Annotated in this window: 6 protein-coding genes; all 6 read left to right on the top strand. The window is 75.6% G+C overall.

Features of this window, described 5'->3' with window-relative positions; genetic code table 11:
- Positions 1–139 precede the first annotated feature (139 nt).
- From PT931_RS09045 to PT931_RS09020, 6 genes are read left to right on the top strand one after another with little or no spacing between them, the layout of a single operon-like run.
- Positions 140–343: an MbtH family protein gene (locus PT931_RS09045; protein ID WP_456245242.1), complete on the top strand. Its 204-nt coding sequence runs from the start codon at positions 140–142 to the stop codon at positions 341–343.
- Positions 340–2,115, top strand: coding sequence for a non-ribosomal peptide synthetase (locus PT931_RS09040; RefSeq protein WP_456245241.1), 1,776 nt, complete (start codon positions 340–342; stop codon positions 2,113–2,115). Before PT931_RS09045 ends, PT931_RS09040 begins: the two co-directional genes overlap by 4 nt.
- Positions 2,112–3,761 (top strand): beta-ketoacyl synthase N-terminal-like domain-containing protein, encoded by a 1,650-nt coding sequence (locus tag PT931_RS09035; protein WP_456245240.1) that lies wholly within the window; start codon positions 2,112–2,114, stop codon positions 3,759–3,761. Before PT931_RS09040 ends, PT931_RS09035 begins: the two co-directional genes overlap by 4 nt.
- Positions 3,758–6,052 carry a lantibiotic dehydratase gene (locus PT931_RS09030; RefSeq protein WP_456245239.1) on the top strand — a complete coding sequence of 765 codons (2,295 nt, stop codon included), beginning with the start codon at positions 3,758–3,760 and terminating at the stop codon, positions 6,050–6,052. Before PT931_RS09035 ends, PT931_RS09030 begins: the two co-directional genes overlap by 4 nt.
- Positions 6,049–9,507, top strand: a complete 3,459-nt coding sequence (locus PT931_RS09025; protein WP_456245238.1) for an amino acid adenylation domain-containing protein — start codon at positions 6,049–6,051, stop codon at positions 9,505–9,507. Before PT931_RS09030 ends, PT931_RS09025 begins: the two co-directional genes overlap by 4 nt.
- A gap of 1 nt (position 9,508) precedes the next feature.
- Complete coding sequence (locus PT931_RS09020) at positions 9,509–14,836, top strand: beta-ketoacyl synthase N-terminal-like domain-containing protein (RefSeq protein ID WP_456245237.1); 5,328 nt, start codon at positions 9,509–9,511, stop codon at positions 14,834–14,836.
- The last annotated feature ends 163 nt before the right edge of the window (positions 14,837–14,999 follow it).

Genomic DNA, 14,999 nt, shown 5'->3' with positions numbered 1-14,999 from the left:
GCCCACCTTTCGCATCGAAGAGAGTGCGTTTGCCCCTGACAAAGATGAATTCTCCCTGGTCGTTGGGGGTGGCAAGGGGCGGGTACAAAGGACGGACGGGCGATGTAGGCTGCCCCCTGGTCGATCATGGGAGGGCACGATGACCAAGATCCTTTGTGTCGTACGCAATGACGAATTGCAATACTCCGTCTGGGTCGCGGACCGCCCGCTCCCCGCTGGCTGGACCAGCACGGGGTTCACCGGCGACCGCGAGGAGTGCCTGGCGCACATCGACGAGGTGTGGACCGACCTGCGGCCCCGGAGCCTGCGCGAGGCGATGGCGTCCGACCCCGCAGCGGCGTGAGCGTCACCGCGGGGTTCGCGGCGGCCGCGCTCCGGCACCCCGGCTCCGTCGCCGTCGTCGACGACGAGGGCGCCGTCACCTACCGGGCCCTGGCGATGGCGGCCGGCGGGCTCGCCACCACCCTCGGGCACGCCCGGTCCGGCCACGCCGGCCGGACCGGCCTGCTCGTGGGCCACGGCGCGCCGTTCATCACGGCCATCCTCGGCACCCTCGCCGCGGGCCGGTGCCACGTGCCCCTGGACCCGGGCTACCCGCGCGACCGGCTCGCGCACATGATCGACCGGGCCGACGTCGACACGATCGTCGCCGGCCGCGCCCAGCTCGACCTGGCCCGTGACCTGGTCGGGGACCGGTCCGTCCGGCTCGTCGTCGCCGAGGACACCCGCCCGGCCCCGCTGGCCGTGCGCGACACCGACCCCGACGCGCCCGCCTACCTCCTGTTCACCTCCGGCTCGACCGGGCGGCCCAAGGCCGTGGCGCAGACCCACCGCAACCTGCTGCACGGTGCCCGCAACCAGGTCACCAGCATGGGCATCACGGCGGCCGACCGGGTGAGCCTGCTCGCGTCGTTCAGCTTCGACGCGGCGATCCCGGACCTGTTCCCGGCGCTGCTGGCCGGCGCGACCGTCGTCCCCGTCGACCTCCGCCGGCACGGGCTCGCCCGGCTCGCGCCGCTGCTCGCCGAGCGCGAGGTGACTGTCTACCATTCGACACCCACGGTGTACCGGTTCCTGCTCGACTCCCTCGCCCCCGCCGACCGGCTGCCCCGGATCCGGGCCGTGCTGCTCGGCGGCGAGGAGATGACCAGGTCCGACGTGGAGCGCGGCCGGCCCCGGTTCGGCCCGGACTGCGTGTTCGTCAACGGCTACGGCGCGACGGAGTTCACGTTCGCCACCCACCACCACGTCACCGGTCCGCTATCCGACAGCGCACAGGTCCCGATCGGCCGCCCGCTGCCCGGCTACGACGTGGCGCTCCGCGACGGCGAGATCATCATCCGCAGCCCGCACCTGGCCCCCGGCTACGTGGGCGACCCCGAACTCACCGCCACCCGGTTCTTCACCGACGCCGACGGCACGCCCGCGTACCGGACCGGTGACCTGGGACAACTCCTGCCCGACGGCACCCTGGTGCACCGGGGCCGCGCCGACCGGCAGGTCAAGATCCGCGGCCACCTGGTCGAACTCGGCGAGATCGAGGCGCACCTGGCCGCGCTGCCCGGCGTCGTCCGCGCGGTCGCCACCACCCGCGTCGACCCGGTCGCCGGCACCGAGATCCTCGCCTACGTGCAGCCCGGCACGCCCGCGCCGACCCCGACCGCCCTGCGCCGGGAACTCGCGCTGCGCCTGCCCGAGCACCTGCTGCCCCGCGCGGTCGTCCTGCTCGACGCGCTGCCGCTCACCCAGAGCGGGAAGGTCGACGTCCTGGCGCTGCCCGCCCCGGCGGCCGTCCCGCGCCAGCGCGCCGCCCCCCTGGCCCGGGAGTCCGAGCGGACCGTCGCGGAGGTGTGGACCGCCGTCCTCGGCGTGACCGTGCAGTCCCCGGCCGACAACTTCTTCGACCTGGGCGGCAACTCGCTGCTGCTCGCCCGGGTCCAACGCGACCTGGAGGCGCGCGGCATGCGGCTGCCGATGGTGACCCTGCTGGAGCACGCCACGGTGTCGGCGCTCGCCGCGCACCTCGACGGAGACTCCGACGGGGTCGAACTGACCGGCGTCACCGACCGGATGGCGCGCCGCCGGGCCGCCCGGCGGGACCGGGCGGCGTCATGAGCGGGGACGACATCGCCGTCGTCGGGCTCGCCGGCCGGTTCCCGGGCGCGGACACCGTCGCCGACCTGTGGCGCAACCTCCTCGACGGGGTGGACGCGATCACCGACCACACCGCCGACGAGCTGCGCGCCCTCGGGATCGGCCCCGGGCTGCTGGCCGACCCGGCGCACGTCCGGGCCAGCGGTTTCGTGCCCGGGGTCGAGGACTTCGACGCGGAGTTCTTCGGCTTCACCCCCGACGAGGCGGCCCGCACCGACCCGCAGCACCGGCTGTTCCTGGAGACCGCCTGGCAGGCCCTCGAGGACGCCGGCCACGACCCGACGCGCGGCACGGCCACCGTCGGGGTGTTCACCTCGGCGGCCGTGAACAAGTACTTCCTGTACCACCTGTTCGGCAACCCGGCGCTCGGCGCGTTCGACCCCGACGACTGGGACGGCCGGCTGCTCCCGCACCAGAGCGCCGACCACCTGCCCGGCCAGGTCGCCTACCGCCTCGGCCTGACGGGCCCGGCCGTGGCCGTACAGACCGCCTGCTCCAGTTCGCTCGTCGCCGTGTGCCTGGCGGCGCAGAGCCTCGCCGACTACCGGTGCGACCTGGCCCTGGCCGGCGGGGTCAGCGTCACCTGGCCGCGCTACCGGCACCCGGGCGGCGGGATGGTCTCGGCCGACGGGCGCTGCCGGGCCTTCGACGCCGACGCCGCCGGATCAGGATTCGGTACGGGTGTCGGGGTCGTCGCGCTCAAGCGGCTCGAGGACGCGGAAGCCGACGGCGACCACGTGTACGCGCTGCTGCCCGGCTGGGCGGTCAGCAACGACGGCGCGGACCGGGCGGGCTTCGCCGTCCCCGGACTGGCCGGCCAGATGTCCGCCGTGGCCGAGGCGATGGAGTGCGCGGAGGTGTCCCCGGCCGACATCGGCTACGTGGAGGCGCACGGCAGCGGTACCCCGCTGGGCGACGCGATCGAGGTGGAGGCCCTGACCCGGGCGTACCGGGCCACGGGCGCGACCGCCACCGGCTACTGCGCGCTCGGCGCCGTGAAGTCCGGCATCGGGCACCTCGACGCCGCCGCCGGGGTGACCGGCCTGATCACGGCGGTCCTCGCCGTCGCGCACGGCCGGATCCCGCCGAACCCGCACTTCGTGAAGCCCAACCCCGAGATCGACTTCGGGTCCTCGCCGTTCTTCGTGCCCACCGCCGCCGGGGACTGGCCGGTCGACGGGCCGAGGATCGCCGGGGTCAGCGCGTTCGGCCTCGGCGGCACCAACGCGCACGTGATCGTCGCCGAGGCGCCCCCGGCACCGGAGACCCGGGCCTCGACCGGGCCCTGGACCCTGCGGTTGTCCGCGCGCACCCCGGCGGCCCTGCGCGCGGCGGCCGACCGGCTCCGCGCGCACCTGCTCGCGCGGCCCGACCTCGACCTCGCCGACGTCGCGCACACCCTCGACGTGGGCCGCCGCCGGTTCGAGTACCGGGCGGCCGTCACCTGTTCCACCGTCGCCGAGGCAGTCGCCCTGCTGGCCGACCCGCCCGCCGACGCCACCGTCCCCGAGCAGCCCGCCGCGCCGGGACAGCGGATCCCGCTGCCCACGTACCCCTTCCAACGCGGCCGGCACTGGATCGACCTTCCCGAACGGAGCACCCCATGACGGCACCCCACCGGTTCCCGCTCGGCGCGGACGGTTGGTCGGTGTGGCGGGACGCCATCCTGCGCACGGCCGGCTTCCCCGCCTCCGGGCTGACCGTGTTCTCCGCGCCGGAGTGCGCCGCCGCCGCCGACCGCGACGACGCCGAGGAGTTCGCCCGGCTGTTCGACGAGGCGATCGGGGCCGGCACGGCGCACCTGGCGACCGTCGCCGCCGACCCGCTGCTCCGCGAGGCGGTCACCTGGCAGAACCCGGGCATGCTCGGCCTGCTCGACAAGGTCGCGCACCCGACGGGCAACCGGAACGCCGACCGGCGGTACCGGGAGGAGATGCTGCTGCGGTACTGGATGCGGTACTGCGGCAAGAACGAGACCATCGGCTTCTTCGGCCCCGGCTGCTGGGTGCGGGTCGACCCGACCGCCCCGGACGCGGTCACCGTGCGGGTCGGGGAGAACCTGACGAAGCTCCGCAAGGTCTCCTTCGAGTACTGGCCGCTGGCCGCCTACGCCGACCTGCTCACCGCCGACCCCGCGATCCGCCGCGACCTGCCCCCGATGCTCCGGCCGCACCTGTGGCTGGTGGGCCGCGACCTGTTCCGCGCCATGCAGCCGCCGGTCCGGCTCACCGCCGTCGAGGCCGCCGCCCTGGCCGCCAGCGACGGTCGGCGACCCGCGCACGAGGTGGCCGCCGGGCTGCTCGCCGACCCGGCGCTGGGCCTGCGGACCGAGGGGGACTGCTACCTCCTGTTCGAACGGCTCGTCGAGCGCGAACTGCTCCGCTGGGACGCCGGGCTGCCCGTCAGCCCCGACGCCGAACGGATCCTGCTCGACCGGATCGCCGCCATCTCCGACGACGACGCCCGGGGCCGCGCGTCCGCCGGCCTGGCCCGGCTGTCCGACGCCCGGGACCGGGTCGCCGCCGCGGCCGGGGACCCCGGGGCCCTGATCGCCGCCCTCGTCGCCCTCGACGAGGAGTTCACCGCCGTCACCGGCCTCGCCCCGCGCCGCAATCCCGGCCAGGCCTACGCCGGGCGCACCCTATGCTACGAGGACACCAGCCGCGACCTGGAGATGGTGTTCGGCGCCCCGCTGCTGGACAACGTCGCCCCGGCGGTGGAGATCCTGCTCCAGGCCGCGCGCTGGCTCACGGTGGCGCTGGCCGGGGCGTACCGGGCCGCGCTGGCCGAACTGTACGAGGAGCTCGACACCCCCGGCACGGACGGCGTCTCTCTCGCCGACGTGTGCTACCTGGCCCAGGGCCTGTTCTGGGGCACGCCCGGCGACCGCCCCGTGGACCACGTGGGCACCGAGTTCTCCCGCCGCTGGGCCGGGCTGTTCGACTTCCCCGAGGGCGGCGGCTCGCTGACCTTCGCCGCCGCCGACCTCGCCGGCCGGGTCACCGAGGCGTTCCCGGCCACCGCCCCCGGCTGGTCGGCGGGCCGGGTGCACAGCCCCGACCTGCAGATCTGCGCGCCCGACGTCGAGGCGATCAACCGGGGCGACTACGTCGTGGTCGTCGGCGAACTGCACGCGGCGATGCCGACGCTGGACTGCCGGGTGTTCGCCTGGTCGCATCCCGACCGCGAGGGCATCATCTCCGACCTGCTCGCCGACTACGGCGGCCCCAGGGTCCGGCCGCTGTTCCCGGCGGACTGGCCGCGCAACTCCGGCCGGCTCCCGCTGTCGGAGTGCGCGCCCGGCGAGTGGCAGCTCGCGATCAGCGACACGCCCGGTGCCGACCCCGACCACCTGGTGGCGGCCACGTCCGTCCGGGTCACCGCCGAGGGCGACGACCTCGTGGCCACCGGCCCCGACGGGCAGCGCTGGCCGCTGCTGGAGATGTTCTCCGGCTGGCTGTCCCTGCACGCGCTCGACGCGTTCAAGCTGACCGCCGCCGCGCCGCGCACCCCCCGGGTCACGATCGACAAGGTCGTGGTCGCCCGCGAGACCTGGCGGACCACGGTCGCCGCCACCGGCCTGGCCGACATCAAGGACGAACGGGCCCGGTTCCTGGGGGTACGGCGCTGGCGGCGCGAACTCGGCCTGCCCGAGCAGGTGTACGTCAAGGTCGGCACCGAGACCAAGCCGTTCTACACGGACCTGAGCAGCCCGCACTTCACCCGTTCCCTGTGCTCCATGCTCCGGGCCGCCGCCGTCGACGGTGGCGGGGACGTGTCCGTCACGGTCAGCGAGATGCTGCCCGTCCCGGACCAGGCCTGGGTGCCCGACGCCGCCGGCCGCACCTACTTCAGCGAGCTGCGGCTCCAGCTGACCGACCCCGAGGAGGTCAAGTGACCACCGTCGCCGACCGGATCCTCGCCCAGGCGCGCCGCACCCCCGACGCGGTGGCCGTCCGGCAGTGGGACGTCGAACTGACGTACCGCGAGCTGGTCGCCGGGGCCGTCGCCCTCGCACGGGAGCTGCGCGCGCACGGCGCCGGCCCGGAGAGCCGGGTCGGGATCTGCGCCCGCCGCCGCCCCGGCATGGTCGTCACCGTCCTGGGTGTCCTGCTGTCCGGCGCGGGCTACGTGCCCCTGGACCCGGACAGCCCCCGCCAACGGCTGCTGGACATCGTCGCCGACGCCGGTACCACGCTCGCGGTGGCCGACGAGGACGGCCGTACCCTCCTCGAGGGGTGCGGGTTGGACCTGGTCGCGGTGCCCGGGGGACCGGCGCCGGCCGTGGACCTCGACACCGTGGGGCCGGGCCCCGCCGGTCCGGACAACCTCGCGCACCTGATCCACACGTCCGGCTCGACCGGGCGGCCCAAGGGCATCCTGACCACGCACCGCAACATCCTCGGCTTCGTCGACGGCTGCGTGGCCACCACCGGCGCGGGCCCCGACACCCGCTCGTTCGGGTTCGCGTCCCTGGGCTTCGACGCCGCGACGATCGACCTGTTCGTGACCCTGAGCGTCGGGGGCGCCGTGCAACTCGTCGGGGACGCCGACCGGCGCGACCCGGCCCGGCTGCACCGGTTCCTCCGCGAGCACCGGGTCACCTGGGGGATGGCCACCCCGACCGTCCTGGCCCTGCTCGACCCCACCGACCTGCCGGACTGGCTGCTGGTCATCTCCGGCGGGGAGGCGCTGCCCGCCGAGCTGATCGAGGCGTGGACCGGCCCGGGCACGCCGCCCGGCCGGCGGTTCCTGAACACCTACGGCCCGACCGAGACGACGGTCTACACCGTCACCGGCGACCTCGCCGCCCCGATCTCCGGGGCCGTGCCGCTGGGGGTGCCGATGCCGGCGCACCGGGCATATGTGGTGGACGCCGACCTGTGCCTCGTCGGCCCCGGCGAGGAGGGCGAACTGCTGATCGGCGGGCCCGGCGTGGCCCGGGGCTACCTCGACCAGCCGGCGCTGACCGCCGGGAGTTTCGTGCCCGACCCGTTCTCCGGCGAACCCGGGGCCCGGCTGTACCGGACCGGGGACGTGGTCAGCTGGCGGCCCGACGGCCGGCTCGCGTTCCTGGGCCGCCGCGACGGGCAGATCAAGCTCCGCGGGCAGCGGATCGAACCCGGCGAGATCGAGGCCGTGCTGCGCGAACACCCCGGGGTCGACCAGGCCGCCGTGGAGGCGGTCGAGGGCCCGACGGGGCTGGAACTCGTCGCGTTCGTCGCGCCGGCCGACGCACCCGACCGGGAGGCGCTGCGCGCGCACGCCGGCGTGCGGCTGACCGGGCCGATGCTGCCGAACCGGTTCGTGCACCTCGACGCGTTGCCGAGGACCGCGAGCAACAAGGTGGACCGGGTGCTGCTGCGGAGCCTCGCGGCGGATGTCCTGGCGGAGGCGCCGACCGCCGGCCCGGCCCCGGCCGCCGGCCCCGCGACACCGCCGCTCCGGACGGACGCCGCCGACCCCGTCGCCACCCACTGGCGGCGCATCCTCGGCACCGCCCCGGCCCCCGGCGACGACTTCTTCGCCGCCGGCGGCCACTCCATCGCCGTGATGCGCCTCGTCGCCGCCCTCCGCTCCGACCTGCGCCGCGACCTCACCGCCGAGGACGTGTACGCCGGCCGCACCGTCGCCGGCATCACCGACCGGATCGCCGCGCGCGCCCCGATCGAGGGCCCCGACCTGAGCACGGGCAACCCGCCCACCCTGTCCCCGCCGCAGCGCCGGATGTGGTTCCACGACCAGCTCGCGCTCGACGGGTCCCCGTACAACATCGCGCTCGCCGAGCGGCTGCGCGGACCGCTCGACCCGGAGGCGCTGGCCCGGGCGCTGACCGCCGTCGCCGCCCGGCACGAGGTGCTGCGCTGGCGGATCCCGGCCGAGTCCGGGGTGCCGTACCCGGTCAGCGCGCCCCCGACGGAGGTGCCGCTGCCCCTGGTGGACCTCACGGACCGGCCCGCCGACCTCGACGGGCTGCTCGAGGCGGGGGCGGGCGTCGCCCTGGACCTGGCCACCGGCCCCCTGTGGCGGGCCACTCTCTACCGGCTCGCCCCGGACGAGCACGTCCTCGCCGTCACCCTGCACCACGTCGTGTTCGACGGCTGGTCCACGGCCCCGTTCTTCGCCGACCTGGCCGCCGCGTACGCCGGACACGCCCTGCCCGCCCCCGAGGCCGGGTACGCCGACTACGCGGTCTGGCGCGCCGAACGCGAGGCCCGCGACGGCGACGCCGACCTGACCTGGTGGCTCGGCCACCTGCGCGGCGCCCCGACCGTGGTGGAACTGCCGACGGCCCGCACCCGGCCGGCCGTGCAGACCTACCGGGGCGCCCGGCGCACGGTGCCCCTGCCGGCCGACGCCGACGCCGGGGTGCGGCGGGTGGCCGCCGACCTGGGCGCCACCCCCGCCGCCGTGCTGCTCGCCGCGTTCACGGTCGTGCTGCGCCGCCGTACCGGGGACGCCGAACACGTGCTCGGCGCGGTGCTGGCCGATCGGCGGCTGGCCGCGTTCGACGACCTGGTCGGCTTCTGCGTGGACGTGGTGCCGGCCCGGCTCCGCACCACCGACGAGTCGACCTTCGCCGACCACGTCCGGGCCTGCCGCGACGAGCTGCGGGTCATCGCGGAGCACCCGAGCGCGCCGCTGGAACGGGTGGTGGACGCGCTGCGGCTGGCCCGGGACCCGAGCCGGCCGCCGCTGATGCAGATCCTGTTCAACGTGCTGAACTTCGACCTGCCGGCCCTGGCCCTGCCCGGACTGCGGGCCGAACCGGTGGGCGTGCAGGTGCCCGGTTCCCCGTTCGACCTGACGGTGTACGTGGCCGAACGGGCCGGCCTGCTCGCGTTCGACCTGCTGCACAACCCCGACGTGTACGACGAGGCCCTGATCGGCGCGCTCTTCGCCGACGTGGTCACCGTCCTCACGGAGGCCGTCGCCGCACCGGACAGCAGGCTCGCCCACCTCGCGCCCCTGATCCGCACCGAGGCGACCCGCCTCCGGACGGCGCCGCCCGCCCCGGTGACCCGCGGTGCCGGCGGCGCCCCGGCGACCGAGACGGAACGGCTCGTCGCCAAGGTCTGGGCCGAGGTCCTGGGCCTGGACACCGAACTCGGCGTCGCCGACAACTTCTTCGACATCGGCGGCACCTCCATGGCCGCCGTCGCGACCCGGGCCCGGCTCACCGAGCTGCTGGGCCGCGAACTACGGGTCGTGGACCTGTTCCGCTATCCCAACATCCGCGCGCTCGCGTCGTTCCTGGACGGCGCGACCGAGCACCCCGAACTGGCAAGGGCGGCCCAGCGGGCCGCCATGCGCCGCGGCAGTGCCGCCCGGCGCAGAACCCGAGGAGACTGACATGGACGAGGACTACACCGTCGAGCCGATCGCGATCGTGGGGATGGCGGCCCGGGTACCGGGCGCCGGGGACACGTCGACGTTCTGGCGGAACCTGGTCGACGGGGTCGAGTCGGTCACCCAGTTCACCGAGGCGGAGCAGCTGGCGCGGGGGGCCGCGCCCGACGAGTTGGCGGACCCCGGCTGGGTGAACGCCGGCCCGGCCCTGGAGGCGGCCGACTGCTTCGACGCGCCCCTGTTCGGCTTCACCGCGCAGGAGGCGTCGGTCACCGACCCGCAGCACCGGCTGTTCATGGAGCTGGCGCACACCGCCCTGGAGGACTCCGGGCACGACCCGGGCCAGTTCGACGGCACCATCGGGGTGTACGCGGGCACCGGCGGCAACGGGTACCACTGGAAGAACCTGATGCACAACGAGCGGGTCCGCACCGCGCTCGCCGGCGGGCTGACCATGTCCACCGGGAACTCGCCGAACTACGTGGGCACGCTCGTGTCGTACCGGATGAACCTGCGCGGCCCGAGCATGACCGTGCACACCGCCTGCTCCACGTCCCTGGTGACCCTGCACCTGGCGTGCGAGGCGCTCCGCAACGGCGAGTGCGACCTGGCCCTGTCCGGCGGCGTGTCCGTCGAGCACCCGTACGCGATCGGCTACGTCGGCGTCGAGGGCTTCATGTCCCCGGACGCCCGCGTCCGCCCGTTCGACGCGGGGGCCAACGGCACCGTGTGGGGCAGCGGCGGCGGCGTGCTGGTCCTCAAGCGGCTCTCGGAGGCGGTGGCCGACGGCGACACGATCCGCGCCGTGGTGCTCGGCAACGCGGTCAACAACGACGGCTCGGACAAGGTCGGCTTCTCCGCGCCGAGTGTGATGGGCCAGGCGGAGGTCATCGCGCAGGCGGTGGCCATGGCGGGCGTCGAGCCGCGCACGATCAGCTACGTCGAGGCGCACGGCACCGGCACCGCGATCGGCGACCCGATCGAGGTCGCGGCCCTGTCCACGGCCTACGGCGCGGGCACCACCGACCGGGGCTGGTGCGGCATCGGCTCCGTGAAGTCCAACATCGGCCACCTCAGCCAGGCCGCCGGCGTCGTCAGCGTCATCAAGGCCGTCCTGGCCATGGAGCACGGCCTGATCCCGCCGACGATCAACTACGAGCGCCCCAACCCGGCGATCGACTTCGCCGACAGCCCGTTCTACGTGGCCAGCACCCTGACGAAGTGGGAGACCGACGGCGGTCCGCGCCAGGCCGGGGTCAGCTCCTTCGGCATCGGCGGCACGAACGCGCACATCATCCTCGCGGAGGCCCCGCGGGTACCGGCGACCCCGGCCGAGCCCCGGGCCCGGCTCCTGCGCCTGTCGGCCCGCACCCCGGAGGCGCTCGCGGCGGCGGCGGGCCGGCTCGCCGACCACCTGACCGCTTTCCCGGACGCCGACCTCGCCGACGTCAGCCACACCCTGCGGATCGGCCGGACCGCCCGGGCGCACCGGGCGACGCTGGTGGCGACGGACCCGGCCGACGCGGTGCGCGGGCTGCGCGACGCCAAGCGGCTGCGCACCGGCGAGGCCCCGGCGAAGACCCCGCCGGTGGCGTTCCTGTTCACCGGCCAGGGTTCGCAGTACGTGGGGATGGGCGCCGAGCTGTACCGGTCCGAGCCGGTGTTCGCCGCCGCCGTGGACGAGTGCGCGGCGCTGCTGCCGGACCTCGACGTGCGCGCGCTGCTGTTCACCGACGAACGGCTCGGCGAGACCCGGTTCACCCAGCCGGCCCTGTTCGTCCTGGAGTACGCGCTGGCGAAGGTCTGGGAGAGCTTCGGGGTCCGGCCGGCCGCGATGATCGGCCACTCGATCGGCGAGTACGTGGCCGCGACCCTCGCCGGGGTCTTCGCGCTGCCCGACGCGCTGCGGCTCGTGGCGACCCGGGGCGCGCTCATGCAGTCGATGCCGGCCGGCGCGATGCTCGCCGTGCAGAAGGACGCCACCGAACTGGCCGACCTGCTGCCCGCCGACGTCACGATCGCGACGATCAACGCGCCCGGCAGTTGCGTGGTCGCGGGGACCGTCGAGGCCGTCGAGGCGTTCGCGGCCACCCTCAAGGCCGCGAAGATCGGCTCCAAGGCCCTGCGCACCTCGCACGCCTTCCACTCGGCGATGATGGACCCGATCCTCGACGAGTACGCCGCCGCCGTGGCCGCCGTGCCCCGCACCGCGCCCACCGTGCCGTTCCTGTCCAACGTCACCGGGGACTGGATCACCGACGAGCAGGCCTGCGACCCGGCGTACTGGGCCGCCCAGCTCCGCCAGCCCGTCCGGTTCGCCGACTGCGTCGCGACGCTGCTCGCGAGGGGCGAGCACGCCCTCGTGGAGGTCGGCCCCGGCCGCCAGTTGTCCGGCCTGGTCCGGATGCGGCTGCCCAAGGGTTCGGCCGCCCCGCTGACCAGCCTGCCCGGCCCGGGTGACTCCGCGACCGACTCGACCGTGATGCTCGGCTCCGCCGGTGCGCTGTGGAACGTCGGGATCGGGGACGGGCCGGACTCGCAGGGCCGGCGGGTGCCGCTGCCGGAGTACCCGTACGAGCGGAAGAAGCACTGGGTCGACGCCGACCCGATCGACGCGGGCAGCACCGCCCGGCCCGTGCGGCGGGGCCCGCTGCCGCTGGAGGAGTGGTTCGCGGTCCCGACCTGGAAGCAGCTGCCGTCCGCGCCGGGCACGGCCGACCTGACCGGCTGCGCGCTGTTCGTGGCCGGCCCGCGCGGCGAGGCGCTGCTGGCGGCGCTGCGCGCGGCGGCCGTGGCCGTCACCGAGGTCCGGCCGGGGGACGCGTTCGCCGCCACCGACACCGGCTTCGTGATCCGGCCGGGGGAGCGCGCCGACTACGAGGCGCTGGTCGCCGCGCTGGACACCGACGCGTTCGTGCACGCCTACGCGCTGGACGCCGAGCCGGCCGGCACGGACATCGCCGCCGCATGGTCGGCCCAGGAGCGGGGCTTCTTCAGCGTCCTGCACCTGACCCAGGCCCTGGCCGGCGCGCAGCGGACCGAGGGCGTCCGGCTGGACCTGCTGTCGGCCGGCACCGCCGACGTGACCGGCGCGGACCTGACCAGCCCGGAGCACGCGACCCTCGACGGCCTCGCCCGGGTCCTGCCGCTGGAGCTGCCGGGCCTGACGGTCCGCCGGATCGACGCCGGCCCCGACACCCGCCCCGACGCCCTGGTGGCGGAGCTGGCCCGGGTGGCCGACCCGGAGGTCGCGCTGCGGTCCGGCCGCCGGTGGGCGCAGGACTATGCCCAGGTCAGCCTGCCGGCGGGCGAGTCCGCGGCCGGTCTGCGCGACGGCGGCACCTACCTGATCACGGGTGGCCTCGGCGGCATCGGCATCACCCTCGCCGAGGAACTCGCGCACCGGGCCCGCGCCCGCCTCGTGCTGCTGTCCCGCTCGGGGCTGCCGCCGCGCGCGGAGTGGGCCGGGCACGTCGCGACGCACGGCGCGACCGACCGCACCGGCCGGGCCATCGCCGCGATCGAGCGGATGGAACAGCTCGGCTCCGAGGTGCTGGTCGTCGCCGCCGACGTGACCGACCCCGAGGCCCTGGGCCTGCTGCGGACCGAGCTCGGCCGGCTCGACGGCATCGTGCACGCCGCCGGCCTGGCCGGTGGCGGCATGGCCGAGATCAAGGACCACGACACCGCCAGGGGGGTACTGGCGCCCAAGCTCGCCGGCACCCTCGCGCTCGCCGCCGCGTTCGGCGACGCACCGCTGGACTTCGTCGTGCTGTGCTCGTCGGTGACCTCCGTGTCCGGCGGCTTCGGCCAGGTCGACTACTGCGCCGCGAACGCCTTCCTCGACGCGTACGCCCGCAGCGGCCTGGGCTTCGGCGCCCGGGTGCTGTCCCAGAACTGGGGCGGCTGGGCCGAGGTCGGGATGGCCGCCGAGACCGCCGCGCCGGCCGGCTTCCGGGCCGGGGTGCGCAGCGCGTTCGCCGAGCGGGTCTCCGCCGGCACGCACTGGTTGCTCGAGGAGCACCGGATCGGTGGCGTGCCCGTGGTCCCCGGCACCGGGCACCTGGAGTACGTCCGGACCGCGCTGTCCACCGTGGAGCGGCCGGGTCCGGAGCACGTGGTGGAACTGCGCGACGTGGCGTTCCTGGAGCCGATGGCGGTGCCGGACGGCACGGCCTCGGAGTACCGGGTCGAGCTGGACGGGGACGAGTTCCGGGTGGTCGGGCGGCGGGACGGCCGGGACACGGCGCACGTCACCGGTACCGGCGGCTGGGTCCTCGCGCCCGCCGCGCCGCTCGACGTGGCCGGGATCAGGGCCCGTACCCGTCAGGTCGCCACGCCCGAGGGGGACCGGGTCAGCCTGCTCGCCTTCGGCCCGCGCTGGGACAGCCTCCGCGAGGTGTACGCCGGACCGGACGAGGAACTCGCGCTGATCGAGGCCCCGGAAGCCGCCCTGGTCGACCTGGACCGCTGGGTGCTGCACCCGGCGCTGCTGGACGTGGCCACCGCGTTCGGCAGCCGGGGGGAGGGCTCCTACCTGCCCCTCGGCTACGGCACGGTGACCGTGCACGCGCCGCTGCCGGCCCGGTTCCTGAGCCACCTGAAGTACGCCGACCAGGGCGCGGGGGAGATCATCGCCGCCGACGTGACCCTCGCGGACCTCGACGGCCGGGTGCTGGTGTCCATCACCGACTTCGTGCTGCGGAGGGTGGACGGGGCTGCGGTGTCGGGCAACCTCACCGGAGCCGGAGCCGGAGCCGGAGCGTCGTCGTCGGGTCCCGCCGGTGACCCCGCCTCGACCAGCGGTCCGGCCGCGGGCTCCCGCGTGGCCCCCGGCGCGGGCACGGCGGCCACCTGGGGCATCCGCCCGGTCGACGGCGCGGAGGCGTTCTGCCGCACCCTGGCCACCGACCTCGGCCCCCAGGTCGTGATCCACCAGGCGACGGTGGCCGACCTGATCGCGGGTACCCGCGAGGTCACCACCGACACGGTCGAGGAGGGCGGGGCCGGCGGCGCGGGCGGCCGGGCCGTGTCCTCCGAGGGCGGCGCGCCGACCACGGAGCTGGAGGGCCAGGTCGCCCAGGTCTGGCGGGACGTGCTCGGCGTGGAGCACGTCGGGGTCGACGACGACTTCTTCGACCTGGGCGGCAACTCCCTGGTCGCGGTGCAGCTGATCTCGTACCTGCGCAAGGCCGTCAACGTCCGGCTGCCCATGCGGGAGCTGTTCGAGGCGCCCACCGTGGCGGGCCTGGCGGTCGTCATCGAAAGGATCCGCGCGGAGAAGTCCGCGCCCGAGGCGCCGACCACGATTCCCCGGCTCGCCCGGGGCTGACCGGTTCGGCACCGGGGGTCGGGTCTTCCAGCGCGCACTGGACGGCCCGGCCCCCGGCCTTTTCCCGAGGGAGCCGGGCCCCGCGCGCGGCGGCGTTGGGCCTGGCGGCCGAGCGGGCGCGGGAGAAGGAATCCGGCCCACCCGCGCGGCCGCGCCGAGCGGC

The organism is Longispora urticae (assembly GCF_053902585.1).
Note: the sequence above shows the minus strand (reverse complement) of the source record. Positions and strands in the feature narration are given on the sequence as shown.